Here is a 24,371-nt window from a genome sequence, read left to right as displayed (position 1 = left end):
ATGAACACCCCCGTCATAGGCGTCCTGGCACTCCAGGGCGATGTACGGGAGCACCTCATCGCACTGGCCGCGGCTGATGCCGTGGCCAGGCCGGTGCGGCGCCCCGAGGAGCTCGCCGAGGTGGATGGCCTGGTCATCCCCGGTGGCGAGTCCACCACCATCTCCAAGCTGGCCGTCCTCTTCGGAGTGATGGAGCCCCTCCGCGCGCGCGTGCGGGACGGTATGCCCGTCTACGGCACCTGCGCGGGCATGATCATGCTCGCCGACAAGATCCTCGACCCGCGCTCGGGCCAGGAGACCATCGGCGGCATCGACATGATCGTGCGCCGCAACGCCTTCGGGCGTCAGAACGAGTCGTTCGAGGCGGCGGTCGACGTCCAGGGCGTCGAGGGCGATCCTGTAGAGGGCGTCTTCATCCGCGCCCCCTGGGTCGAGTCCGTGGGTGCCGAGGCCGAGGTGCTCGCCGAGCACGAAGGCCACATCGTCGCCGTACGCCAGGGCAACGCGCTCGCCACGTCGTTCCACCCGGAACTGACCGGCGACCACCGCGTGCACGGCCTGTTCGTCGACATGGTGCGCGCGAACCGGACGCCGGAGTCCTTGTAGGATCTCTGGCGTTCGTAAAGAGTTGGGTTACGCGAAGGAGACAGGCAGATGTCCGGCCACTCTAAATGGGCTACGACGAAGCACAAGAAGGCCGTGATCGACGCCAAGCGCGGCAAGCTCTTCGCGAAGATGATCAAGAACATCGAGGTCGCGGCGCGCACGGGTGGCGCCGACCCGGCCGGCAACCCGACGCTGTTCGACGCCATCCAGAAGGCCAAGAAGAGCTCGGTCCCGAACAAGAACATCGACTCCGCGGTCAAGCGTGGTGCCGGACTCGAGGCCGGTGGCGCCGACTACGAGACGATCATGTACGAGGGTTACGGCCCGAACGGTGTCGCGGTGCTCATCGAGTGCCTCACCGACAACCGCAACCGCGCCGCCTCGGACGTGCGTGTCGCCATGACGCGCAACGGCGGCAACATGGCCGACCCGGGCTCCGTCTCGTACCTGTTCAACCGCAAGGGTGTCGTGATCGTCCCCAAGGGCGAGCTGACCGAGGACGACGTCCTGGGTGCCGTGCTCGACGCGGGGGCCGAGGAGGTCAACGACCTCGGTGAGTCCTTCGAGGTCATCTCCGAGGCCACCGACCTGGTCGCGGTGCGCACCGCGTTGCAAGAGACCGGAATCGACTACGACTCCGCCGACGCCAACTTCGTCCCGACCATGCAGGTCGAGCTGGACGAGGAGGGCGCCCGGAAGATCTTCAAGCTGATCGACGCCCTCGAGGACAGCGACGACGTGCAGAACGTCTTCGCCAACTTCGACGTGAGCGACGACGTGATGGCGAAGGTCGACGCCTGAGGGCACTGACAGCGCGACGGGCCGACGGGACACAACCCGTCGGCCCGTCGCTTTGTCAGTGGCACCCGATAGCCTGCACAAACTGGGAGTACCTCCCAGCGGTAGCTGGGGGAGATCGATGATGGGGGGGCAGAGGTGCGGGTACTGGGCGTTGACCCCGGGTTGACCCGGTGTGGAGTCGGGGTGGTCGAAGGAGTCGCGGGCCGGCCCCTGACCATGCGCGCCGTCGGTGTCGTACGGACCCCGGTGGACGCCGAGTTGGGCCCGCGTCTGGTCGCCATCGAGCAGGGCATCGAGCAGTGGCTCGACGAGCACCAGCCCGAATTCGTCGCCGTGGAGCGGGTGTTCAGCCAGCACAACGTGCGCACGGTGATGGGCACCGCCCAGGCCAGCGCCGTCGCCATGCTCTGCGCCGCCCGGCGCGGCATTCCCGTCGCCCTGCACACCCCGAGCGAGGTCAAGGCTGCCGTCACCGGCAACGGGCGTGCGGACAAGGCCCAGGTGGGTGCCATGGTCACGCGTCTGCTCCGGCTCGACGCGCCGCCCAAGCCCGCCGACGCCGCCGACGCCCTCGCCCTGGCCATCTGCCACATCTGGCGCGCCCCCGCCCACAACAGACTTCAGCAGGCAGTCGCGCAGAACCGGCTCCAGCAGGCCGCCGCCCTGCACGCATCGAAACTCGCATCGAAAGGCCGTACCGCATGATCGCCTTCGTCAGCGGCCCGGTCGCCGCCCTCGCCCCCGACTCCGCGGTGGTCGAGGTCGGCGGTATCGGCATCGCCGTCCAGTGCACGCCCAACACGCTCTCCGGGCTCCGTATGGGACAGCAGGCCAAGCTGGCCACGTCCCTCGTCGTCCGTGAGGACTCGCTGACCCTGTACGGCTTCGCGGACGACGACGAGCGGCAGACCTTCGAGCTGCTGCAGACCGCGAGCGGTGTCGGCCCGCGCCTCGCGCAGGCCATGCTCGCCGTGCACACCCCTGACGCCCTGCGCCGCGCGGTGTCCACCGGGGACGAGAGGGCGCTCACCGCCGTTCCCGGCATCGGCAAGAAGGGCGCCCAGAAGCTCCTCCTGGAGCTCAAGGACCGGCTCGGCGAACCCCTCGGCACCAGTACGGGAATCGGCGCTCCGGTCAGTACCGGCTGGCGCGACCAACTGCACGCCGCGCTCATCGGCCTCGGGTACGCGACGCGCGAGGCCGACGAGGCGGTCTCCGCGGTCGCCCCGCAGGCGGAGGCCGCGGAGGGCACACCCCAGGTGGGCCAGCTCCTCAAGGCGGCCCTGCAGACCCTCAACAGAGCACGCTGAACCACCCGCAGCCCTGAGCCCCGATCGATCCATCACACCGCGAGGCACACGTAATGAACTGGGACGACCCGACCGACGAGACCGCCGCCGAGCGGCTCGTCGGCGCGTCCGCCGACCGCGAGGACCAGGCCGTCGAGGCCGCCCTGCGTCCCAAGGACCTGGACGAGTTCATCGGCCAGGAGAAGGTCCGCGAGCAGCTCGACCTGGTCCTGCGGGCCGCACGCGCGCGTGGCGCCACCGCCGACCACGTGCTTCTCTCGGGCGCCCCCGGACTCGGCAAGACCACCCTCTCGATGATCATCGCCGCCGAGATGGGCGCCCCGATCCGCATCACCAGCGGCCCCGCGATCCAGCACGCCGGGGACCTCGCCGCCATCCTCTCCTCCCTCCAGGAGGGAGAAGTGCTGTTCCTCGACGAGATCCACCGGATGTCCCGGCCCGCCGAGGAGATGCTCTACATGGCGATGGAGGACTTCCGCGTCGACGTCATCGTCGGCAAGGGCCCCGGCGCCACCGCCATCCCGCTCGAACTGCCCCCGTTCACCCTGGTCGGCGCCACCACGCGCGCGGGACTGCTGCCGCCCCCGCTGCGCGACCGCTTCGGCTTCACCGCGCACATGGAGTTCTACGAGCCCGCCGAGCTGGAGCGTGTCATCCACCGCTCCGCCAACCTGCTCGACGTCGAGATCGGCTCCGAAGGCGCCGCCGAGATCGCGGGGCGCTCCAGGGGCACCCCCCGCATCGCCAACCGCCTGCTGCGCCGCGTTCGCGACTACGCGCAGGTCAAGGCCGACGGGATCATCACCCGTGAGATCGCGGCGGCCGCGCTGAAGGTCTACGAGGTCGACGCCCGCGGCCTCGACCGGCTCGACCGGGGTGTCCTGGAAGCCCTGCTCAAGCTCTTCGGTGGTGGCCCGGTCGGTCTGTCCACGCTCGCTGTCGCGGTGGGGGAGGAGCGTGAGACCGTGGAGGAGGTCGCCGAGCCCTTCCTGGTACGGGAGGGACTGCTCGCGCGTACTCCCCGTGGCCGGGTGGCGACACCGGCGGCATGGGCGCATCTGGGCCTGACCCCGCCCCGCCAGTCAGCTGGTGGAAACGGACAACCGGACCTGTTCGGGACGTGACGGCGCGGGTAGGTGCCGGGACAGGAACCCCGGTGCCATGCTGAGCGTTGTTCCATGCGTGCGGACTCGCTTAGACTCCGCCGATGCCGCCCTTGTGGGCGGCGCCGACCACCCCCATCCACCAGGCCGCTCTCATCCCGCGGTCGTGCGAAGGAAACTCCGTCCCGTGAATATCGTCACCCTTCTCCCGTTCATCGTGCTCATCGGGGCCATGTTCCTGATGACCCGCTCGGCCAAGCGCAAGCAGCAGCAGGCCGCGTCGATGCGTAATGAGATGCAGCCCGGCGCCGGCGTCCGCACGATCGGGGGCATGTACGCGACGGTGAAGGAAGTCAACGAGGACACGGTCCTCCTTGACGCTGCCCCGGGCGTGGACCTGCTCTTCGCGAAGAACGCGATCGGCGCCGTCCTGACCGACGACGAGTACAACCGCATCGTTCACGGCATCGAGCACGACCTGAAGTCCGACGGCACGGTCGTTCCGGACGACGCCTCCTCCCTCACCGAGACCGACGAGCCCGCCGCCGACGCCTCCGACGACAAGCCCATCGACCTCGGCAAGAAGGACGCGGCGGACGAGCCGGCCGACAAGCCCGCCGAGGCGAAGGCCGACGAGGTCGCAGCAGAGCCGAAGAAGACCGACGGCGAGGCCGACGCGAAGTAGTCACGACCCGGGAGCACGGCGCGACCCGCTCGCGCCCCGTGCTTCCCGGGACGTGCTGTTCTCGCACGGAGTCCCGACACCATGTCATGGCCGTCCGCGCGCTCACCCGGCGCAGGGCGGCCCGAGAGGGAGTACGAGAAGGTGGCAGCACCGAAGAAGGGCCGGAGCGCGAGCGCCCAGAGCAGGCCGGGGCGCTCACTGGCCCTCATCCTGATCGCCATCGCGGCGCTCACCGGGGGGATGTTCGTCTCCGGGCACCCCACTCCGCGTCTCGGCATCGACCTCGCCGGCGGCACGAGCATCACGCTCACGGCGAAGAACGAGCCGGGCCAGCCCAACGCGATCAACAAGACCAACATGGACACCGCGGTCGACATCATGAACCGCCGTGTCAACGGTCTCGGTGTCTCCGAGGCCGAGGTGCAGACCCAGGGATCCGACAACATCATTGTCAACATCCCCAAGGGCACGAACTCGAAGCAGGCCCGGGAGCAGGTCGGCACGACCGCCAAGCTCTACTTCCGTCCGGTCCTGACCACCGAGGTCTCCGGGTCCGACGCGTCGGCCAGCCCGTCGCCGAGCGCCTCCAGCAGCTCATCCGACAAGGCCACCGACAAGGCGAGCTCGTCTTCGTCCCCGTCGAGCTCCACGACGCCGTCGGCCACCGCCACCTCCCAGGGCCGAGCGGTCACCGACGCCCTGAAGGCCGACTCCACGCCGTCGGCGAGCAGCTCCGCGAGCTCCTCGGCCTCCTCCAGCGCCTCGCCGTCCCCGAGCGGCAGCGTGGACCCCGCGACCGCCAAGCTCGAGGCCGAGTACACCGCGCTCGACTGCACGGACAAGGCGGTCCGCGCCAAGGCCGGCGACGGCGCCAAGCCCACCGACTCCACCGTGGCGTGCGGCAAGAACTCCTCCGGTCAGTGGCAGAAGTACATCCTGGGCCCGGCCGAGGTGTCCGGCACGGACATCAAGAAGGCCGGCGCCGTCTTCGACACGCAGAGCGCCGCGGGCTGGAAAGTCACCATGGAGTTCACGTCCAGTGGCTCCAAGAAGTTCGCCAGCATCACCGGCAAGCTCGCCCAGAACCAGCCCCCGCAGAACCAGTTCGCCATCGTCCTCGACGGTGAGGTCGTCTCCGACCCGCGCGTCGACCAGTCGCTGAGCGGCAACGCGGAGATCTCCGGAAGCTTCAGCCAGACCGAGGCGCAGGACCTGGCCAACATGCTGAAGTACGGCGCCCTGCCGCTCACCTTCAAGGAGTCGAGCGTCACCACGGTGACCGCCGCCCTCGGTGGCGAGCAGCTGCATGCCGGCCTGATCGCCGGCGCGATCGGCCTCGGCCTGGTCATCATCTACCTGGTGGTCTACTACCGGGGCCTGTCGCTCATCGCCATCGCGTCGCTGATGGTCTCCGCCATGCTCACCTACGTGATCATGGCGCTGCTCGGTCCCACCATCGGTTTCGCGCTGAACCTGCCGGCCGTCTGCGGTGCGATCGTCGCGATCGGTATCACGGCGGACTCGTTCATCGTGTTCTTCGAACGCATCCGGGACGAGATCCGCGAGGGCCGCTCGCTTCGCCCCGCCGTCGAGCGGGCCTGGCCGCGCGCCCGGCGCACCATCCTGGTCTCCGACTTCGTGTCGTTCCTCGCCGCCGCGGTGCTCTTCATCGTCACCGTCGGAAAGGTCCAGGGCTTCGCGTTCACGCTCGGTCTGACCACCCTGCTCGACGTGGTCGTCGTCTTCCTCTTCACCAAGCCGCTGATGACGATCCTCGCCCGCAAGAAGTTCTTCGCGAACGGTCACAGCTGGTCCGGCCTCGACCCGAAGCGACTGGGCGCCAAGCCGCCGCTGCGCCGCACCCGTCGCCCCTCCGCCCCCGTCGACACGAAGGAGGCGTGAGATGTCGAAACTCGGCACCCTCGGCGCCCGACTGCACCGCGGCGAGATCGGCTACGACTTCGTCGGCAAGCGCAAGATCTGGTACGGCATCTCGATCCTGATCACCATCACGGCCATCCTCGGCCTGACGGTGCGCGGTCTGAACATGGGCATCGAGTTCCAGGGTGGTGCCGTCCTCACCACCCCGAAGGGCATGACCGTCTCGGTGAACCAGGCCGAGTCGTACGCGCAGGACGCCTCCGGCCACGACGCGATCGTCCAGAAGCTCGGCGACGGCAGCCTGCGCATCCAGATCGCCGGCATCGACACCGACAAGTCCGACCAGATCAAGGAGACGCTCGCCAAGGATCTGAAGATCGACTCGGAGAAGATCAACGCCGACCTGGTCGGACCCAGCTGGGGTGACCAGATCGCCAACAAGGCCTGGGAGGGCCTGGCGATCTTCATGGTCCTCGTCGTGATCTACCTGGCGATCGCCTTCGAGTGGCGCATGGCCGTGGCCGCGCTCGTCGCGCTGATTCACGACATCACCATCACGGTCGGCATCTACGCCCTGGTGGGCTTCGAGGTCACACCGGGCACCGTGATCGGTCTGCTCACGATCCTCGGTTACTCGCTCTACGACACGGTCGTCGTCTTCGACAGCCTCAAGGAGCAGACGAAGGACATCACCAAGCAGACCCGCTACACCTACAGCGACGTCGCCGACCGCTCGATCAACGGCACCCTGGTGCGCTCCATCAACACCACGGTGGTCGCGCTGCTGCCGGTCGCGGGCCTGCTGTTCATCGGTGGCGGCGTGCTCGGCGCGGGCATGCTCAACGACATCTCGCTGTCGCTGTTCGTCGGCCTCGCGGCCGGTGCGTACTCCTCGATCTTCATCGCCACGCCGCTCGTCGCCGACCTCAAGGAGCGCGAGCCGCAGATGAGGGCCCTGCGCAAGCGCGTGCTCGCCAAGCGCGCCCAGGCCGCCGCGACGGGCGAGTCCCTGGAGCCCCGGGTCAGCGACGAGTCGTACGACGACGAGCCGCAGGACGCCGCGCCAGCGGTCGTCGGCCCGCGCAACCAGCCCGCCTCCCGCAACCGGGGCCGTGGTCGTCCGTCGGGGAAGCGCCGATGACCGACATCGAGGCGCTGCTGCTCAGCCGTATCCGCGACGTGGCCGACTACCCGGAGCCGGGTGTGATGTTCAAGGACATCACCCCGCTCCTGGCGGACCCTTCGGCGTTCACCGCGCTCACCGACGCGCTGGCGGACATCGCCGTCCGCAACGGGGCGACAAAGGTCGTCGGCCTGGAGGCCCGCGGCTTCATCCTCGGTGCCCCGGTCGCCGTCCGCGCGGGGCTCGGCTTCATCCCCGTACGCAAGGCGGGCAAGCTCCCCGGAGCGACCCTGGCGCAGGCGTACGACCTGGAGTACGGCTCCGCCGAGATCGAGGTGCACGCCGAGGACCTGGCCGTGGGCGACCGCATCCTGGTCGTCGACGACGTCCTCGCCACCGGCGGCACCGCCGAGGCCTCGCTCCAGCTCATCCGCCGGGCGGGCGCCGAGGTCGCGGGCGTCGCCGTGCTCATGGAGCTCGGCTTCCTGGGCGGCCGCGGCCGTCTGGAGCCGGCCCTGGAGGGCGCTCCGCTGGAGGCGCTGCTCAAGGTCTGAGGATCGAGGCCTGAAGGTCGCGTCCGAGCACCCGGGGGAAAGTCCCGGGAAAGCCTCGGGCAAGGCCTGAGACACCCGTAGGACACCGCGGAGGCGGGCCCGGAGGAATCCGGCGCCCGCCTCTCGCGTTCCACCTGTACGAGGCCGTCCCAGCGGCCGAGAGAGAGTCCGACACTCAGGATCGCTACCATGGGGTTTCCGGAGCCTGACCGGGGGACCCGGAACGCGCACGAGGAGCCCTCTTGCCAGACGAGGCCCAGCCACTCACCGCCGCCAAGCCCGAGCCCGCCTCGGCCCCGGCGGAGAAGCCCGCGAAGAACGCCACGAGCGGGCCGGTCGAGCACGCCCAGTCCGCGCCCGACGACAAGGCGGCCGAGCAGCCACGCGCCAAGCCGGCCCCTCCCGAGCGCGCCACGAGCACCCCGGCGATCCGACCGGCGGCGGGCCAGCCCGCCCGCACCGGCGGCTCCTCCAACCGCGTACGGGCCCGCCTCGCCCGTCTCGGCGTGCAGCGCTCCAACCCGTACAACCCGGTCCTGGAGCCGCTGCTGCGGATAGTGCGCAGCAACGACCCGAAGATCGAGACGGCGACCCTCCGGCAGGTCGAGAAGGCCTACCAGGTCGCCGAGCGCTGGCACCGCGGCCAGAAGCGCAAGAGCGGCGACCCGTACATCACGCACCCGCTCGCCGTGACCACGATCCTCGCCGAGCTGGGCATGGACCCGGCCACGCTGATGGCGGGCCTGCTGCACGACACCGTCGAAGACACCGAGTACGGCCTCGACACCCTCAAGCGGGACTTCGGCGACCAGGTCGCCCTCCTCGTCGACGGCGTCACCAAGCTCGACAAGGTCAAGTTCGGCGAGGCCGCGCAGGCCGAGACCGTGCGCAAGATGGTCGTCGCCATGGCGAAGGACCCCCGTGTCCTGGTCATCAAGCTCGCCGACCGCCTGCACAACATGCGCACCATGCGCTACCTCAAGCGTGAGAAGCAGGAGAAGAAGGCGCGCGAGACCCTGGAGATCTACGCGCCGCTCGCCCACCGCCTGGGCATGAACACCATCAAGTGGGAACTGGAAGATCTCGCCTTCGCGATCCTCTACCCCAAGATGTACGACGAGATCGTCCGCCTGGTCGCCGAGCGCGCCCCCAAGCGCGACGAATACCTCGCCATAGTGACCGACGAGGTCCAGTCCGACCTGCGCGCCGCCCGTATCAAGGCGACCGTCACCGGCCGCCCGAAGCACTACTACAGCGTCTACCAGAAGATGATCGTCCGCGGCCGTGACTTCGCGGAGATCTACGACCTGGTGGGCATCCGTGTCCTCGTCGACACCGTCCGGGACTGCTACGCCGCCCTCGGCACCGTGCACGCGCGATGGAATCCGGTCCCCGGCCGGTTCAAGGACTACATCGCGATGCCCAAGTTCAACATGTACCAGTCGCTGCACACGACGGTGATCGGCCCCAACGGCAAGCCCGTCGAACTCCAGATCCGCACGTTCGACATGCACCGCCGCGCCGAGTACGGCATCGCCGCGCACTGGAAGTACAAGCAGGAGACCGTCGCCGGTTCCTCCAAGATCCGTACGGACGTGCCCCGGGCGGCCAAGGGCAGCGCGGGCCAGGACACCGTCAACGACATGGCGTGGCTGCGCCAGTTGCTCGACTGGCAGAAGGAGACCGAGGACCCCAGCGAGTTCCTGGAGTCCCTGCGCTTCGACCTGTCGCGCAACGAGGTCTTCGTCTTCACGCCGAAGGGCGACGTCATAGCGCTCCCGGCCGGTGCGACGCCGGTGGACTTCGCGTACGCGGTCCACACGGAGGTCGGCCACCGCACGATAGGCGCACGGGTCAACGGACGCCTCGTCCCGCTCGAATCCACCCTGGACAACGGCGACTTGGTGGAGGTCTTCACCTCGAAGGCGGCCGGTGCGGGCCCGTCCCGCGACTGGCTGGGCTTCGTGAAGTCGCCGCGCGCCCGCAACAAGATCCGCGCATGGTTCTCCAAGGAACGCCGTGACGAGGCGATCGAGCAGGGCAAGGACGCCATCGCCCGCGCGATGCGCAAACAGAACCTGCCGATCCAGCGCATCCTCACCGGTGACTCCCTGGTCACCCTCGCGCACGAGATGCGCTACCCCGACATCTCGTCCCTGTACGCGGCGATCGGCGAGGGCCATGTCGCCGCGCAGAGCGTCGTGCAGAAGCTGGTGCAAGCACTCGGCGGCGAGGAGGCGGCCACCGAGGAGATCGACGAGAGCGTTCCGCCCGCGCGCGGTCGGGGTCGCAAACGCCGCTCCAACGCCGACCCCGGTGTCGTCGTCAAGGGCGTCGATGACGTGTGGGTCAAGCTGGCACGCTGTTGTACGCCCGTCCCGGGCGACCCCATCATCGGGTTCGTCACCCGCGGCAGCGGTGTATCGGTTCACCGCAGCGACTGCGTCAACGTCGACTCGCTCTCCCGCGAGCCCGAGCGCATCCTCGAGGTCGAGTGGGCCCCCACCCAGTCCTCGGTCTTCCTGGTCGCCATCCAGGTCGAGGCCCTGGACCGCTCCCGGCTCCTGTCGGACGTCACCCGCGTCCTGTCGGACCAGCACGTCAACATCCTGTCGGCGGCCGTCCAGACTTCCCGCGACCGCGTCGCGACCTCCCGCTTCACCTTCGAGATGGGCGATCCCAAGCACCTGGGGCACGTCCTGAAGGCGGTGCGGGGCGTGGAGGGCGTGTACGACGTGTACCGCGTGACGTCGGCCCGCAGGCCGTAGACCCACTCGCAGGCCGTACATCGGCCACTACGTAGAGGGGCTCCCGTACGCACCGTACGGGAGCCCCTCTACGCAGCAGCGGGAAAACTCAGCCGCCGAACTCCTGCAGGCCCTTCAGAGCCTGGTCGAGCAGCGCCTGGCGGCCTTCGAGCTCCTTCTGGAGCTTGTCGGCCTTGGACGCGTTGCCCGCGGAGCGAGCCGCCTCGATCTGGCCCTGGAGCTTGTCCACCGCGGCCTGGAGCTGACCGGTGAGCCCCTCGGCACGCGCGCGTGCCTCCGGGTTGGTCCGGCGCCACTCGGCCTCCTCGGACTCCTGGAGAGCCCGCTCCACCGCGTGCATCCGGCCCTCGACCTTGGGGCGCGCGTCGCGCGGCACATGGCCGATGGCCTCCCATCGCTCGTTGATGGAGCGGAAGGCGGCGCGAGCGGCCTTGAGGTCCGTCACCGGTACGAGCTTCTCGGCCTCCTCGGCCAGCTCCTCCTTGAGCTTGAGGTTCTCCGACTGCTCCGCGTCGCGCTCGGCGAAGACGGAGCTGCGCGCGGCGAAGAACACGTCCTGGGCGCCGCGGAAGCGGTTCCACAGGTCGTCCTCGTGCTCGCGCTGGGCGCGGCCCGCGGCCTTCCAGTCGGCCATCAGCTCGCGGTAGCGCGCCGCCGTCGGACCCCAGTCGGCCGAGCCGGACAGCGACTCGGCCTCGGCGACCAGCTTCTCCTTGGTCTTTCGGGCCTCCTCGCGCTGCGCGTCCAGCGAGGCGAAGTGCGCCTTGCGGCGCTTGGAGAACGCCGAGCGCGCATGCGAGAAGCGGTGCCACAGCTCGTCGTCCGACTTGCGGTCGAGTCGCGGCAGCCCCTTCCACGTGTCCACCAGGGAGCGCAGCCGCTCACCGGCCGCCCGCCACTGGTCGCTCTGCGCCAGCTCCTCCGCCTCGACGACCAGCGCCTCCTTGGCGTGCCGCGCCTCGTCGGACTGCTTGGCCCGCTGGGCCTTGCGCTCCTCACGGCGCGCGTCGACCGTCTCGACGAGCTTGTCCAGCCGCTCGCGCAACGCGTCCAGATCACCGACCGCGTGGTGGGCGTCCACCTGCTCGCGGATGTGGTCGATGGCGGCCTGGGCGTCCTTCGCCGACAGGTCGGTGGTCTTCACTCGCTTTTCGAGGAGGCCGATCTCGACAACCAGGCCCTCGTACTTGCGCTCAAAGTAGGCCAACGCCTCATCAGGAGAGCCGGCCTGCCAGGAACCGACGACCTGCTCGCCATCGGCCGTACGCACGTACACGGTCCCCGTCTCGTCGACGCGTCCCCACGGGTCGCTGCTCACAGCGCCTCCTCCACATGATGCCTGTGAGGGGCGTCAGCGCCCCCTGGCATCGTCCACAGTTTCGTCACGGCCAACATAGGCGACCAGCGGGTTGCCTGTCCGCATCCCGCGCGACCGAAGTTCCCCGGTTGACGGTCAGGATTTCGTGATGGTCGCCTTGTTGATCACCACGGTCGCGTTCGGCGCGGTGTTGCCCGTCTGAGGGTCGGCGGGCTGCGCACCGGCTGCGGCAATCTTCTTGAGAACCTTCATCCCCGCATCGGACACCGTTCCGAACGGTGTGTAGTCGGGCGGCAGCTGACTGTCCTGGTAGACGAGGAAGAACTGGCTGCCACCGGTGTGGCGACCCTGCTTCGTCTGGGCGTTGTACTGGTTCGCCATAGCAACGGTGCCCGCCGGATACACGTTGCCCTTCAGGCTTTTGTCCTTCAGGTTCTCGTCCGGGATCGTGTAGCCCGGACCACCGGCGCCGGTGCCCTGCGGGTCACCGCACTGCAGCACGTAGATGCCGTCGGTGGTGAGCCGGTGGCACTTGGTGTGGTCGAAGAAGCCCTTGGCCGCGAGGAAGTTGAACGAGTTCACGGTGTGCGGGGCGGCGGCCGTCTTCAGCGCGATGTCTATGTCACCGCACGTCGTCGCCATCTTCATCGTGTAGTCCGCGGACTTGTCGATGGTGATCGCCGGCTCCTTCTTCCAGCTCAGCGCCTTCACCTTGCCCTCCGCGGCCTTCTCGCACGGATCCGGCGCCTTGCTCGTCGGCGTGGCGCTCGGGGTTACTTCGGCGCCCGCGTTGGCCTTCTTGTCGTCGTTCTTGAAGACCCCGGTCGCGTACGACACGACACTGCCCACCACGACGACGCCCAGGACCGAGGCGACCACCGCGTTGCGTGCGTGTGTCTTGCGTCGCGCGGCCGTGCGCCGCTGCTGCTGTCGCAAGAACTTCTCCCGGGCGAGCTGACGCCGCCGCTGTTCCTGGCTGACCACCGGGTTTTCTCCTCATGCGTCTCGTACGTCAAGTGGGACGCGTGCGTCTTGTGAGCCGACCGCCTGCGTGTGCCCCGTACCGTATATGGGTTCGCTGAGGAATCGGCAGCGCCGGTAGGCTCTGGTCCACAGCCACCCGCCCCGTACGAGACAAACGCGTACGCCACCACGAAGGACGATCGTGCTCATTGCCGGGTTCCCCGCCGGGGCCTGGGGGACCAACTGTTACCTGGTCGCCCCCGCCGCGGGTGAGGAGTGCGTGATCATCGACCCGGGCCATCAGGCCGCCCAGGGAGTCGAGGACGCACTCAAGAAGCATCGGCTCAAGCCCGTCGCGGTCATCCTCACCCACGGACACATCGACCACGTCGCCTCGGTCGTCCCGGTCTGCGGAGCGCACGACGTACCGGCGTGGATCCACCCCGACGACCGGTACATGATGAGCGACCCGGAGAAGGCGCTCGGCCGGTCCATCGGAATGCCGCTGATGGGCGAGCTGACGGTGGGGGAGCCGGACGATGTGAAGGAGCTGACCGACGGCGCGAAGCTGGCGCTGGCCGGTCTGGAGCTGTCCGTCGCGCACGCGCCCGGCCATACCAAGGGGTCGGTGACCTTCCAGATGCCCGAGAACGCGGACATCCCGTCCGTGTTCTTCTCCGGGGATCTGCTGTTCGCCGGCTCCATCGGACGCACCGACCTGCCCGGCGGCTCCCACGCCGAGATCCTCGACTCGCTGGCCCGTGTGTGCCTGCCGCTCGACGACTCGACCGTGGTGCTGTCCGGCCACGGCCCCCAGACGACCATCGGCCAGGAGCGCGCCACCAATCCGTACCTGCGGCAGGTGGCCGCCGGCCTGGGAGCGGACCCGACCTCCGCTCCTCGACGAGGAATGTGACGAGAGAATTCCGTGAGCACCTTCAAGGCCCCCAAGGGCACGTACGACCTGATTCCGCCGGAGAGCGCGAAGTACCTCGCGGTGCGCGAGGCGATCGCCGCGCCGCTGCGGAACTCCGGCTACGGCTACATCGAGACCCCCGGCTTCGAGAACGTCGAGCTGTTCGCGCGCGGGGTCGGTGAGTCCACCGACATCGTGACCAAGGAGATGTACGCCTTCGAGACCAAGGGCGGCGACAAGCTGGCCCTGCGTCCGGAGGGCACGGCCTCCGTGCTGCGCGCGGCTCTGGAGGCCAACCTGCACAAGGCGGGCAACCTCCCCGTCAAGCTCTGGTACTCGGGCTCGTACTACCGCTACGAGCGTCCCCAGAAGGGCCGTTACCGGCACTTCTCCCAGGTGGGCGCCGAGGCGATCGGAGCCGAGGACCCGGCGCTGGACGCCGAGCTGATCATCCTGGCCGACCAGGCGTACCGCTCGCTGGGGCTGCGCAACTTCCGGATCCTGCTGAACTCCCTCGGCGACAAGGAGTGCCGCCCCGTCTACCGGGCCGCCCTGCAGGACTTCCTGCGCGGCCTGAATCTGGACGAGGACACCCTCCGCCGCGCGGAGATCAACCCCCTGCGCGTCCTCGACGACAAGCGCGACGACGTCCAGAAGCAGCTGGTGGGGGCCCCGCTCCTGCGGGACTACCTGTGCGACGCGTGCAAGGCGTACCACGAGGAGGTGCGCGAGCTGATCACGGCCGCGGGCGTCTCCTTCGAGGACGACCCGAAGCTGGTCCGCGGGCTCGACTACTACACCCGTACGACCTTCGAGTTCATCCACGACGGCCTGGGCTCGCAGTCCGCGGTGGGCGGCGGCGGCCGTTACGACGGCCTGTCCGAGATGATCGGCGGTCCCGCGCTGCCGTCGGTGGGCTGGGCGCTGGGTGTCGACCGTACGGTCCTCGCCCTGGAGGCCGAGGGCGTCACGCTCGAACTGCCCGCCTCCACCAGTGTGTTCGCGGTGCCGCTCGGGGAAGAGGCCCGGCGGGTGCTGTTCGGTGTGGTCACGGCGTTGCGCAAGGCCGGGGTCGCGGCGGACTTCTCCTACGGCGCGAAGGGGCTCAAGGGTGCGATGAAGAACGCGAACCGGTCGGGCGCGCCGTACACCATCGTCGCCGGTGAGCGGGATCTCGCCGAGGGCGTGGTGCAGCTCAAGGACATGGAGTCCGGCGAGCAGACCGCGGTGCCCGTGGACGGGATCGTGGCGGAACTTCAGTCGAGGCTGGGCTAGATCGCGCAGTTCCCCGCGCCCTTGAAGGGGCGCGGGGAACTGCGCGACAAACCCCCACTCACCCGCAGCCGAAGAGCAGCCGACCGGGGTCTGGGGCGGAGGCCCCAGGTACGGGACGGGTAGGGACGAAGGGGGCGGCTGCAATCCATCAGCGGCTCCGCCGCGGGCCTCACTCCAGCAACCCGAACCGCATCGCACTGGTCACCGCAGCCGTCCGGTCGTCCACCCCCAACTTTCCGAAGACCCGCAGCAGATGGGTCTTCACGGTGGACTCCCCGATGAAGAGCCGACGGCCGATCTCGGCGTTGGTGCACCCCTCGGCGACCAGCCGAAGCACCGCGGTCTCGCGCTCCGAGAGCCGCGGCCGCTCCGGCTTCGTACGCAGCCGGTCCACGAGACGCGCGGCCACGGACGGTGCCAGTACGGTCTCCCCACGGGCCGCGGCCCGTACCGCGTCGGCGAGTTCCGCCCGCGGCAGATCCTTCAGCAGGTAGCCGGCCGCCCCCGCCTCCACCGCCCGCAGAATGTCGCGGTCCGTCTCGTACGTCGTCAGCACGACGACCCGGCACGACAACCCCGCCTCCGTCATGCGGACGATCGAGTCGACGCCTCCGCCTTCCGGCATCCGCAGGTCCATCAGGACGATGTCGGGCCGGAGTTCGGCGGCCAGCGCCTCCGCCTGTGGTCCGCTGGACGCGTCGGCGATCACATCGAGGTCGGGCTCGGCGCTGAGCATGGCGCGCAGCCCTTCGCGTACGACGGGATGGTCGTCGGCGAGGATGATCCGGATCACGAGTCGCTCCTGGGGACGGGCAGGCACACGGTGACGGTCGTGCCGGTGCCGGGCGTACTGCGGACCTGGGCGGTACCGCCCACCTCGGCGGCCCGGGCGCGCAACCCCGCCAGACCATAGCCGTCGACCGGCGCGGCAGGGTCGAAGCCGCAGCCGTCGTCACGCACGGAGACGGCCAGCGAATCGTCGGCGTAGGCGAGCGCGACCGCGATCGCGGCCGAACTCCCCGCGTGCTTGCGGGCGTTCGCCAGCGCCTCCTGGCAGGAGCGCAGCACGACGACCTCGGGCCCGGCGGGCAGTGCGCGCACCGGGCCGGTCACGTCGACCGTCGCGTCATGGCGAGCGGCGAGCCGGCGCAGTGCGTCGGGCAGCGAGGCGCCGTCGAGGTCGGCGGGCGCGCCACCTGCGACCAGGGCCCGTGCCTCGGCGAGGTTCTGCCGGGCGGTCTCGGCCATCAGAGCCAGGTGGCGGCGGGCCTGTGGCAGGTCGTGGTCCAGCTCGGCGTCGACGGCCTGGACCAGCATCAGCAGACTGGTGAAGCCCTGCGCGAGGGTGTCGTGGATCTCCCGGGAGAACCGCTCCCGTTCGGCCAGCGCGCCGTGTGCGGCCGAGAGTCGGGAGATCTCGTGGCGGCTGGCGTCCAACTCGGCGATCAGCTCGGCCCGTTCCTGGCTCTGCTCGATGATGCGGATGACCCAGCTGCCGAGCACCGCGGAGAAGACGAGGGTGACCACGGCGAAGACGGTGTTGAAGAAGACGTCCTGGTCGCTGGGCCACCACAGCAGCGCCCAGCCCACCACCGGCGCGATGTTGATGACGGTCACGGCCGTCAGCGCCCGGCGAAGGCGAAGGCCGATGAAGCACTGCGGAACCAGTGCGAACGTCATCAGGCGGGTCTCGCCGACCAGGATGCCGGGCGGCAGGAACAGCACGATCGCGCCCGCGATGTAGCCGAGGGCGCGGTACTCGTCCGGGCTCTCGGCCGTGAGGATGGGGCGCCCGACCGCCAGATACCAGGGAATCAGCAGGAGAAGCAGTGCGCCGGCGGCGACCCGGATATGCCACCCCGGATGGCTCGTGCCCAGCACGAACACCAGAGTGGCCACCCAGACGATCGCGAAGTACGAGTCCCACAGCCCGAACGAGCGGTCCCAGGTGTTCGACTCGCGCGCTCCGGCCGGATCCGTCATCCGTCGCGCCGGTTCTTCCACCGGAAAGTCAGCAGACACAGCAGCAATCCTCCGACGCACCAGGCCCCGAGCACCAGGGCGATCCGCCCGAACTCCCAGCCACCCGCCTGTTCGAGGACCTTCGCCGACTCGGGCAGGAAGACCCCGCGCAGACCCTGGCACATCCACTTCAGAGGGAACAGCGCGCCGATGTTCAGCATCCAGTCCGGGATGGTGTCGATGGCGATGTACACCCCGGAGATGAACTGGAGGACCAGGAAGGGCAGGACGACCACCGACGTGGCGCTCTTGCCGGACTTCGGAACCGAGCTGATCGCGATGCCGAGCAGGGCGCATGCCGTAAGGCCCAGGACGAAGATCCAGGCGAAGTCCGCCCACTTGCCGAGGTCCGAGGGCAGGTCCACGTCGTACAGCGTCGTGCCGACGAGGAGCAGGATCGCGGTCTCCAGGGCGCCGGTCACCAGAACCAGCCAGATCTTGCCGAGGAAGTACGCGGCCGGTGGCATGGGTGTGCCGCGCAGCCGGCGCAGCACCTTCTCGTCCCGCTCGATCGCGATCGAGATGCCCAGGGACTGGAAGCTGGTGGACATGATGCCCGCCGCCATCATGGCGGGGACGTACAGCTGGGAGGCGGTGATGCCGGCTCCCTGGACGTCGTCGCTGAAGATCGAGGCGAAGAGGAAGAGGAACACGACCGGGAAGGCGAAGGTGAACACCACCTGGTCGCGCTGGCGGAAGAACTGCTTGATCTCCAGTGCGCCCCGCTGGAGGCCGAGCCCCCAGGCGCCGGGCAGCCTGCCCGACGAGGTCGCGCCGCGCGTGCGTACGGCGGTCGTGGTCATCGCGCTTCCTCCTGTCCGGTCAGCCGCAGGTACACGTCTTCCAAGGTGGGGCGGCTCACCCGCAGTCCCGGGATCTCGCCGTCGAAGCGGTGCATGAGCTCGGCGACGGTCCTGGTGGGCGTGTCCGTGCGCTCCTCGCGCGAGGAGCCGTCGGGCTCCGTCCACTCGACGGTCGCCTCGGTGCCGAAGCGTTCGCGCAGCGCGGACGGTTCGCCCTCGGCGACCACCCGGCCCTTCGCGATGACCGCGAGACGGTGCGCGAGCGCCTCCGCCTCCTCCAGGTAGTGCGTGGTGAGCAGGATCGTCGTGCCCTCGTCGGCCAGCTTCCGGATCAGTTCCCAGAACTGCCGCCGCGCGGCCGGGTCGAAGCCGGTCGTCGGCTCGTCCAGGAGCAGCAGCTCAGGGCCGCCGATCACACCGAGCGCCACGTCCAGGCGCCTGCGCTGGCCGCCGGAGAGCGCCTTGACGCGGCTGCCCGCCTTCTCCTCCAGACCGACCAGGCCGATGACCTCCTCGGGGTCGCGGGGCTTCGGGTAGTAGCGGGCGAAATGCCGCACGGTCTCGCGCACCGTCAACTCGGCGGGTGCGGATTCGTCCTGCCAGACGATGCCGACGCGCGAGCGCCACGCGCGCGTGCCGCTCGCCGGATCCGCACCGAGCACCGAGACCTCGCCCGCGTCCCGGCCGCGGTTGCCCTGGAGGATCTCCACCGTGGTGCTCTTGCCCGCTCCATTGGGTCCGAGCAGGCCGAACACCTCGCCCTGCCGTATGCCCAGATCGATGCCGTCGACTGCGGTCACGTCTCCGTACTGCTTGCGCAGCCCCCGTACGTCCACCGCGAGTTGCTCCGCGTGTGTTGTCATGCCGACGAGCCTCCCGCCGAACCGAACGTTCCGGGACGACCGTGCGTACTTCCTTATGTCCATCGAACGGTGGACACGGGGGCGGGTGCGGCACAATGACCCTGCCCGCAGGCCCCTTCGAAGCTACGGAAACGGCGTGATGAGCAAGACGACAGTCAAGGACGTCTCGACCGACCAGGAACGCGTCGCCGCTCCCCGGACGGTCGGCGGCAGTCGTGGGCTCGCCCTGCTGCTGGTGATCACCGGTGCGGCCGGTCTCCTTGCCGCGTGGGTCATCACGATCGACAAGTTCAAGCTGCTGGAGAACCCGAACTTCGTGCCCGGGTGCAGCCTCAACCCGGTCGTCTCCTGCGGCAACATCATGAAGAGCGACCAGGCCTCGGCCTTCGGGTTCCCCAACCCCATGCTGGGCCTCGTCGCCTACGGCATCGTCATCTGCGTCGGCATGAGCCTGCTCGCCCGGGCCACCTTCCCGCGCTGGTACTGGCTGACCTTCAACTTCGGCACGCTCTTCGGGGTGGGCTTCTGCACCTGGCTGCAGTTCCAGTCGCTGTACCGCATCAACTCGCTGTGCCTGTGGTGCTCCCTCGCCTGGGTCGCCACGATCACGATGTTCTGGTACGTGACGTCGTTCAACATCCGCAACAACTTCCTGCCCGCCCCGCGCTGGCTGAAGAGCTTCTTCGGCGAGTTCACCTGGGTCCTGCCGGTGCTGCACATCGGGATCATCGGGATGCTGATCCTGACCCGCTGGTGGGACTTCTGGACCAGCTGAGCCCCGCTGTGCTCGCGGGCCCGGCGGCGTTGTCAGTGGCGTGACATAGGGTTTTGCCTGTGGAGCCCGACCTGTTCACCGCCGCGGCAGAAGAACGCCAGGAGAAGGACCCGTCCGCCAGTCCCCTGGCGGTACGGATGCGCCCGCGCACCCTCGACGAAGTCGTGGGCCAGCAGCATCTGCTGAAGCCGGGATCGCCCCTGCGCAGACTCGTCGGCGAGGGGAACGGCGGCCCGGCCGGACCGTCCTCGGTGATCCTCTGGGGCCCGCCCGGCACCGGCAAGACGACCCTCGCCTATGTGGTGTCCAAGGCCACCAACAAGCGCTTCGTGGAGCTGTCGGCGATCACCGCGGGCGTCAAGGAAGTACGCGCGGTGATCGACGGAGCACGCCGCGCCACCGGCGGCTTCGGCAAGGAGACCGTCCTCTTCCTCGACGAGATCCACCGCTTCAGCAAGGCCCAGCAGGACTCCCTGCTTCCCGCGGTCGAGAACCGCTGGGTGACCCTGATCGCCGCCACCACCGAGAACCCGTACTTCTCGGTGATCTCTCCACTGCTCTCCCGCTCCCTCCTGCTCACCCTCGAACCGCTCACGGACGACGACCTGCGCGGCCTCGTCAAGCGCGCGCTCACCGACGAGCGCGGCCTCAAGGACGCCGTCACGCTTCCCGCGGACACCGAGGAGCACCTGCTGCGGATCGCCGGCGGGGACGCCCGCCGTGCTCTGACCGCGCTTGAGGCTGCCGCCGGCGCCGCGCTCGACAAGGGCGAGGCGGAGATCAGCCTCCAGACCCTGGAGGAGACGGTCGACCGCGCCGCCGTGAAGTACGACCGCGACGGCGACCAGCACTACGACGTGGCGAGCGCGCTCATCAAGTCCATCCGCGGCTCGGACGTGGACGCGGCACTGCACTACCTGGCCCGGATGATCGAGGCGGGTGAAGACCCCCGCTTCATCGCCCGCCGCCTCATGATCTCCGCCAGCGAGGACATCGGCCTCGCCGATCCGAACGCGCTGCCCATAGCCGTGGCCGCCGCCCAGGCAGTCGCCATGATCGGCTTCCCCGAGGCTGCGCTCACCCTCAGCCACGCCACCATCGCCCTCGCCCTGGCCCCCAAGTCCAACGCCGCGACGATGGCGATCGGCGCCGCCATGGAGGACGTACGCAAGGGACACGCGGGACCCGTGCCGGTGCACCTGCGCGACGGGCACTACAAGGGCGCGGCCAAGCTGGGGCACGCCCAGGGGTACGTGTATCCGCACGACCTGCCCGAGGGGATCGCCGCCCAGCAGTACGCCCCGGAGGAGCTCAAGGACCGCGAGTACTACACGCCGACCCGGCACGGCGCCGAGGCGCGGTACGCGGACGCCGTGGAGTGGACCAGGAAGCACCTCGGCCGGGGAAAGCACTGAGACCTCCGGGCGGCGTTGCCGTGGCCTCTGGTCGAAAGCGCTCCTGATCCCCCTGTAAGATGACTGAAGCGCTGCGTCCCGTGTCCGGCTCCGGTCGGCACCACCAGAACGGGACATCCAGCCGGAGCCCCTGCCACCACGGAGGGATTCCAGGAGCGTCGCGCACCGTCGAAGGTGTCGCGGGCAGCCCACCACCATCCGGTCTTCCGGAGCGGTCGGTGGGCCACTCGCGTGCTGCACGTATGTGCCCAGACCAGGGAGCGGCTGCCCAGCAGGTCCGTCAGGGCCCGCAGGGTTTCCCCGGCTGCGGATTGCGACCTCCCCTAACCCTGGTGAAGCCGTACTCGCATCAGAAACATGAGGTGTTTGGTTCATGGCGAACCAGTCCCGCCCCAAGGTCAAGAAGTCGCGTGCCCTCGGTATCGCGCTGACCCCGAAGGCCGTCAAGTACTTCGAGGCCCGCCCCTACCCGCCGGGTGAGCACGGCCGTGGCCGCAAGCAGAACTCGGACTACAAGGTCCGTCTGCTCGAGAAGCAGCGTCTGCGCGCGCAGTACGACGTGTCCGAGCGCCAGCTCGTCCGCGCCTACGAGCGTGCCTCCAAGGTCCAGGGCAAGACCGGTGAGGCCCTGATCATCGAGCTGGAGCGTCGTCTCGACGCGCTGGTCCTGCGTTCGGGCATCGCCCGCACGATCTACCAGGCCCGCCAGATGGTCGTTCACGGCCACATCGAGGTCAACGGCCAGAAGGTCGACAAGCCCTCGTTCCGCGTCCGTCCCGACGACGTCGTGATGGTCCGCGAGCGCAGCCGCGAGAAGACCCTCTTCCAGGTGTCGCGTGAGGGTGGCTTCGCCCCCGACGGCGAGACCCCGCGCTACCTCCAGGTGAACCTCCGCGCCCTGGCCTTCCGCCTGGACCGTGAGCCGAACCGCAAGGAGATCCCGGTGATCTGCGACGAGCAGCTCGTCGTCGAGTACTACGCCCGCTGATCTTCCTGCGGACGTAGCACCACCTGCGCGTCAGCCCGTCGTCTCCCCGCCCTTCGAGGTGGGGGAGACGGCGGGCTCGCGCTTTTCCGGGGGAAGCCTGCGCGGCGAGGGCACCGTACCGAGCGTGCGGCCGTTCCGGGCCGGCCCCAGCGCCCGTGCCACCGCCGCCTCCTGCCCGAGCCGCGCCCCCGCGCGATGGCACTCCGCGTAGCGCTCGTCGCCCAGCCGTTCCCGGGCCATGGCCTCGCACCGCTCGTGCGGCGCGTTGTAGTACGCCGAGCCGAACAGCGGCAGACCCACCGACGGCCACATCCGGGTCGCCGCCCCCTGCAGCACCGCGGCCTCGGCCGGATCGCCCTCCACCGCCGTGACCAGCGCGAGCAACTCCACCGAGAGGACCGTGCCGAGCAGATCGTGGAAGGTGTGCGCGATGCCGAGGCACTCCGCCAGGAGGTCCCGGGTCCGTGCCGTTTCCCCCTCGGTCAAGGCCTCGTACGCCAGGACATACAGCGCGTACGCCAGCGCCCAGCGCTCTCCGTGGTCCTCACAGACCCGGCGGACGTCCTCGCACAGCCTCACCGCGCCCGGCAGATCGCCCTGGAACGCCAGGGTCATCGCCAGCTCGACCTGGCCCATCAGCACATTGCTGTTGAGCTCGCCGATCTCGTGATAGCGGTCCAGCGCCGAGCGCAGCAGGGTTTCGGCACGCGTCATGTCGTCCGTGACCAGCGCCAGACACCCGGTGCGGTGCTCCGCGTACGCCACCGCGGTCGCGTTGCCCCTGCGTTCCGCCTCCTCGCGGCACTCCAGGAGCGCGGACAGCGCGGGCACCGTGTCCCCCTGGAGGACCGCCACATAGCCGAGCACCCACAACGCCTTCAGCCGCGCCTGTTCCTGCGTCCCGTCCTGCGCGCACAGCTCGAGGCTGCGCTCCAGCCAGTGCCGGCCCTCCGACAGCCGGCCGCAGCCGACCCAGTAGAACCACAGGCTGCCCGCCAGGTACTGGCCCAGATGGACCTCGCCCGGCTCGGTCAGACAGTGCTCCAGTGCGCGGCGCAGATTCGGCAGCTCCGTGTCGACGCGCGCGGCGACGTCGCCCTGCCGCGGCGAGAACCAGTCCAGCTCGCACCAGGTGGCCAGGCCCATGTACCAGTCGCGGTGGCGTCGGCGCAGCCGCTCCGCGTCGCCCGTCGCCTCCAGCCAGTCCGCTCCGTACGCCCGCACCGTGTCCAGCATGCGGTAGCGCACGCCCGCCGCCGTCTCCTCGCGGGACAGCACCGACTGCGCGAGCAGTTCGCCCAGCACGTCGAGGACGTCGTCGCAGTGCAGCCCGTCCCCACTGCACACGTACTCGGCGGCCTCCAGGTCGAACCGTCCGGCGAACACCGAGAGCCGCGCCCACAGCAGCCGCTCCTCGGGCGAGCACAACTCGTGACTCCAGCCGATCGCCGTACGTAAGGCCTGGTGCCGTGGCGGCGCATCACGCGCGCCGCCCGTCAGCAGCCGGAACCGGTCCTCCAACCGGCTCAGCAGCTGCGCGGGGGAGAGGGTGCTCAGCCGCCCCGCCGCCAGTTCGACCGCGAGCGGGATCCCGTCCAGGCGCCGGCACAGCTCCCGTACGTCGGACCGGTTGCCCTCGTGCAGGGCGAATCCCGGGACCCGGGCCGCCGCCCGCTCCTCGAACAGCTGCGCCGCCTCCGGCTCGCTCAGCGGCGCCAACGGGAACAGCCGCTCGCCCCCGACCTCCAGCGGTCTGCGCCCCACGGCCAGCACGCGAAGCCCGGGCGCGCTCCGCAGCAGTTCGCCCACCAGCGAGGCGCACACGTCCGCCAGATGCTCGAACCCGTCCAGGACGAGGAGGAGTTGACGCTCGGCGAGATGGTCGAGCAGCACCCGGCGCAGCGGCCGCCACGTCTGATCGGTCAGACCGAGAGCCTCGACGGCCGCGTACTCGACGAGGCTCGGATCGCGCACCGCGGACAGTTCCACGCGCCACGCCCCGTCGCCCGCGTCCGTCCGCGCCGCGGCGTGCGCCGCCAGCCGCGACTTGCCCACGCCGCCCATGCCCGTCACGGTCACCAGGCGCGCCGTCTCCAGTGCCTCGGTCAGCCGCGTGAGTTCGGCCGAGCGTCCCACGAACGCGTCGAGTTCCAGGGGCAGGTTGCCGCGTGCCGCAGGGACGGCGGGCTGAGAACCTCGCAT

General features: G+C 69.6%; 22 protein-coding genes. 15 read left to right on the top strand and 7 right to left on the bottom strand.

Annotation, left to right across the window (positions count from 1 at the left end):
* The 10 genes from pdxT to ACIBK0_RS06615 all read left to right on the top strand — a co-directional run bounded on the left by pdxT (position 1) and on the right by ACIBK0_RS06615 (position 10,831).
* Complete coding sequence (pdxT, locus tag ACIBK0_RS06660) at positions 1–606, top strand: pyridoxal 5'-phosphate synthase glutaminase subunit PdxT (RefSeq protein WP_399076355.1); 606 nt, start codon at positions 1–3, stop codon at positions 604–606.
* 48 nt (positions 607–654) lie between these two features.
* Positions 655–1,407: a YebC/PmpR family DNA-binding transcriptional regulator gene (locus tag ACIBK0_RS06655; RefSeq protein ID WP_399076352.1), complete on the top strand. Its 753-nt coding sequence runs from the start codon at positions 655–657 to the stop codon at positions 1,405–1,407.
* A 135-nt stretch (positions 1,408–1,542) separates the two neighbouring features.
* A complete protein-coding gene (gene ruvC, locus ACIBK0_RS06650) occupies positions 1,543–2,112 on the top strand; it encodes a crossover junction endodeoxyribonuclease RuvC (RefSeq protein WP_399076350.1) in 570 nt (189 codons plus the stop codon).
* Positions 2,109–2,717: a Holliday junction branch migration protein RuvA gene (gene ruvA / locus ACIBK0_RS06645; protein ID WP_399076348.1), complete on the top strand. Its 609-nt coding sequence runs from the start codon at positions 2,109–2,111 to the stop codon at positions 2,715–2,717. Before ruvC ends, ruvA begins: the two co-directional genes overlap by 4 nt.
* A gap of 53 nt (positions 2,718–2,770) precedes the next feature.
* Positions 2,771–3,841: a Holliday junction branch migration DNA helicase RuvB gene (ruvB, locus tag ACIBK0_RS06640; RefSeq protein ID WP_399076346.1), complete on the top strand. Its 1,071-nt coding sequence runs from the start codon at positions 2,771–2,773 to the stop codon at positions 3,839–3,841.
* A gap of 166 nt (positions 3,842–4,007) precedes the next feature.
* A complete protein-coding gene (gene yajC, locus ACIBK0_RS06635) occupies positions 4,008–4,505 on the top strand; it encodes a preprotein translocase subunit YajC (RefSeq protein ID WP_399076344.1) in 498 nt (165 codons plus the stop codon).
* 141 nt (positions 4,506–4,646) lie between these two features.
* Positions 4,647–6,407 (top strand): protein translocase subunit SecD, encoded by a 1,761-nt coding sequence (secD, locus tag ACIBK0_RS06630; RefSeq protein ID WP_399076342.1) that lies wholly within the window; start codon positions 4,647–4,649, stop codon positions 6,405–6,407.
* A 1-nt stretch (position 6,408) separates the two neighbouring features.
* Entirely contained in the window at positions 6,409–7,527 is a 1,119-nt protein-coding gene (gene secF / locus ACIBK0_RS06625; RefSeq protein WP_399076340.1) for a protein translocase subunit SecF, read from the top strand.
* Positions 7,524–8,063: an adenine phosphoribosyltransferase gene (locus ACIBK0_RS06620; RefSeq protein WP_399076338.1), complete on the top strand. Its 540-nt coding sequence runs from the start codon at positions 7,524–7,526 to the stop codon at positions 8,061–8,063. Before secF ends, ACIBK0_RS06620 begins: the two co-directional genes overlap by 4 nt.
* Before the next feature lie 242 nt (positions 8,064–8,305).
* Entirely contained in the window at positions 8,306–10,831 is a 2,526-nt protein-coding gene (locus tag ACIBK0_RS06615) for a RelA/SpoT family protein (protein ID WP_399076336.1), read from the top strand.
* An 88-nt stretch (positions 10,832–10,919) separates the two neighbouring features.
* On the opposite strand, the gene ACIBK0_RS06610 is transcribed toward ACIBK0_RS06615, so the two are convergent.
* Entirely contained in the window at positions 10,920–12,149 is a 1,230-nt protein-coding gene (locus ACIBK0_RS06610; protein WP_399076334.1) for a DUF349 domain-containing protein, read from the bottom strand.
* A gap of 135 nt (positions 12,150–12,284) precedes the next feature.
* A complete protein-coding gene (locus tag ACIBK0_RS06605) occupies positions 12,285–13,133 on the bottom strand; it encodes a peptidylprolyl isomerase (RefSeq protein WP_399076332.1) in 849 nt (282 codons plus the stop codon).
* A 181-nt stretch (positions 13,134–13,314) separates the two neighbouring features.
* Here ACIBK0_RS06605 and ACIBK0_RS06600 point away from each other — a divergent pair, with 181 nt between their 5' ends.
* Both ACIBK0_RS06600 and hisS read left to right on the top strand, forming a co-directional pair.
* On the top strand, positions 13,315–14,028 hold the full coding sequence (locus ACIBK0_RS06600; RefSeq protein ID WP_399076330.1) for an MBL fold metallo-hydrolase: 714 nt from the start codon (positions 13,315–13,317) through the stop codon (positions 14,026–14,028).
* 12 nt (positions 14,029–14,040) lie between these two features.
* Positions 14,041–15,303, top strand: coding sequence for a histidine--tRNA ligase (hisS, locus tag ACIBK0_RS06595; protein WP_399076328.1), 1,263 nt, complete (start codon positions 14,041–14,043; stop codon positions 15,301–15,303).
* A 169-nt stretch (positions 15,304–15,472) separates the two neighbouring features.
* On the opposite strand, the gene ACIBK0_RS06590 is transcribed toward hisS, so the two are convergent.
* Genes ACIBK0_RS06590 through ACIBK0_RS06575 form a run of 4 tightly spaced genes read right to left on the bottom strand, consistent with a single transcriptional unit; the run spans position 15,473 to position 18,991 of the window.
* Positions 15,473–16,096, bottom strand: coding sequence for a response regulator (locus ACIBK0_RS06590; protein ID WP_399076326.1), 624 nt, complete (start codon positions 16,094–16,096; stop codon positions 15,473–15,475).
* Complete coding sequence (locus tag ACIBK0_RS06585; RefSeq protein WP_399076734.1) at positions 16,093–17,286, bottom strand: sensor histidine kinase; 1,194 nt, start codon at positions 17,284–17,286, stop codon at positions 16,093–16,095. The genes ACIBK0_RS06590 and ACIBK0_RS06585 overlap by 4 nt, the downstream gene beginning before the upstream one ends.
* Positions 17,283–18,128: an ABC transporter permease gene (locus ACIBK0_RS06580; RefSeq protein WP_399076323.1), complete on the bottom strand. Its 846-nt coding sequence runs from the start codon at positions 18,126–18,128 to the stop codon at positions 17,283–17,285. The genes ACIBK0_RS06585 and ACIBK0_RS06580 overlap by 4 nt, the downstream gene beginning before the upstream one ends.
* Positions 18,125–18,991: an ABC transporter ATP-binding protein gene (locus tag ACIBK0_RS06575; protein WP_399076321.1), complete on the bottom strand. Its 867-nt coding sequence runs from the start codon at positions 18,989–18,991 to the stop codon at positions 18,125–18,127. The genes ACIBK0_RS06580 and ACIBK0_RS06575 overlap by 4 nt, the downstream gene beginning before the upstream one ends.
* Positions 18,992–19,130: 139 nt before the next feature.
* On the opposite strand from ACIBK0_RS06575, the gene ACIBK0_RS06570 reads away from it, so the two are divergent.
* The 3 genes from ACIBK0_RS06570 to rpsD all read left to right on the top strand — a co-directional run bounded on the left by ACIBK0_RS06570 (position 19,131) and on the right by rpsD (position 22,169).
* Complete coding sequence (locus ACIBK0_RS06570) at positions 19,131–19,766, top strand: vitamin K epoxide reductase family protein (protein WP_399076319.1); 636 nt, start codon at positions 19,131–19,133, stop codon at positions 19,764–19,766.
* A 59-nt stretch (positions 19,767–19,825) separates the two neighbouring features.
* Entirely contained in the window at positions 19,826–21,181 is a 1,356-nt protein-coding gene (locus ACIBK0_RS06565) for a replication-associated recombination protein A (RefSeq protein ID WP_399076316.1), read from the top strand.
* Positions 21,182–21,554: 373 nt separating this feature from the next.
* On the top strand, positions 21,555–22,169 hold the full coding sequence (rpsD, locus tag ACIBK0_RS06560; RefSeq protein WP_362021045.1) for a 30S ribosomal protein S4: 615 nt from the start codon (positions 21,555–21,557) through the stop codon (positions 22,167–22,169).
* 30 nt (positions 22,170–22,199) lie between these two features.
* Here rpsD and ACIBK0_RS06555 read toward each other — a convergent pair whose 3' ends face one another.
* Entirely contained in the window at positions 22,200–24,371 is a 2,172-nt protein-coding gene (locus ACIBK0_RS06555) for an ATP-binding protein (protein WP_399076313.1), read from the bottom strand.

Origin of the sequence: Streptomyces sp. NPDC050564, assembly GCF_044457265.1 — a bacterium.
Taxonomy (GTDB): Bacteria; Actinomycetota; Actinomycetes; order Streptomycetales; family Streptomycetaceae; genus Streptomyces.
The sequence above is the reverse complement of the archived record's forward strand: the minus strand, read 5'-3'. Positions and strand labels throughout refer to the sequence as shown.

What these genes read in the sequence shown, in the direction of transcription:
- pdxT (WP_399076355.1), top strand. Translation starts at nt 1, where the DNA reads ATGAACACCCCCGTCATAGGCGTCCTGGCACTCCAGGGCGATGTACGG.
- ACIBK0_RS06655 (WP_399076352.1), top strand. Translation starts at nt 655, where the DNA reads ATGTCCGGCCACTCTAAATGGGCTACGACGAAGCACAAGAAGGCCGTG.
- ruvA (WP_399076348.1), top strand. Translation starts at nt 2,109, where the DNA reads ATGATCGCCTTCGTCAGCGGCCCGGTCGCCGCCCTCGCCCCCGACTCC.
- ruvB (WP_399076346.1), top strand. Translation starts at nt 2,771, where the DNA reads ATGAACTGGGACGACCCGACCGACGAGACCGCCGCCGAGCGGCTCGTC.
- secF (WP_399076340.1), top strand. Translation starts at nt 6,409, where the DNA reads ATGTCGAAACTCGGCACCCTCGGCGCCCGACTGCACCGCGGCGAGATC.
- ACIBK0_RS06620 (WP_399076338.1), top strand. Translation starts at nt 7,524, where the DNA reads ATGACCGACATCGAGGCGCTGCTGCTCAGCCGTATCCGCGACGTGGCC.
- ACIBK0_RS06585 (WP_399076734.1), bottom strand. Translation starts at nt 17,286, where the DNA reads ATGACGGATCCGGCCGGAGCGCGCGAGTCGAACACCTGGGACCGCTCG.
- ACIBK0_RS06580 (WP_399076323.1), bottom strand. Translation starts at nt 18,128, where the DNA reads ATGACCACGACCGCCGTACGCACGCGCGGCGCGACCTCGTCGGGCAGG.
- ACIBK0_RS06575 (WP_399076321.1), bottom strand. Translation starts at nt 18,991, where the DNA reads ATGACAACACACGCGGAGCAACTCGCGGTGGACGTACGGGGGCTGCGC.
- ACIBK0_RS06570 (WP_399076319.1), top strand. Translation starts at nt 19,131, where the DNA reads ATGAGCAAGACGACAGTCAAGGACGTCTCGACCGACCAGGAACGCGTC.
- rpsD (WP_362021045.1), top strand. Translation starts at nt 21,555, where the DNA reads ATGGCGAACCAGTCCCGCCCCAAGGTCAAGAAGTCGCGTGCCCTCGGT.
- ACIBK0_RS06555 (WP_399076313.1), bottom strand. Translation starts at nt 24,371, where the DNA reads ATGCGAGGTTCTCAGCCCGCCGTCCCTGCGGCACGCGGCAACCTGCCC.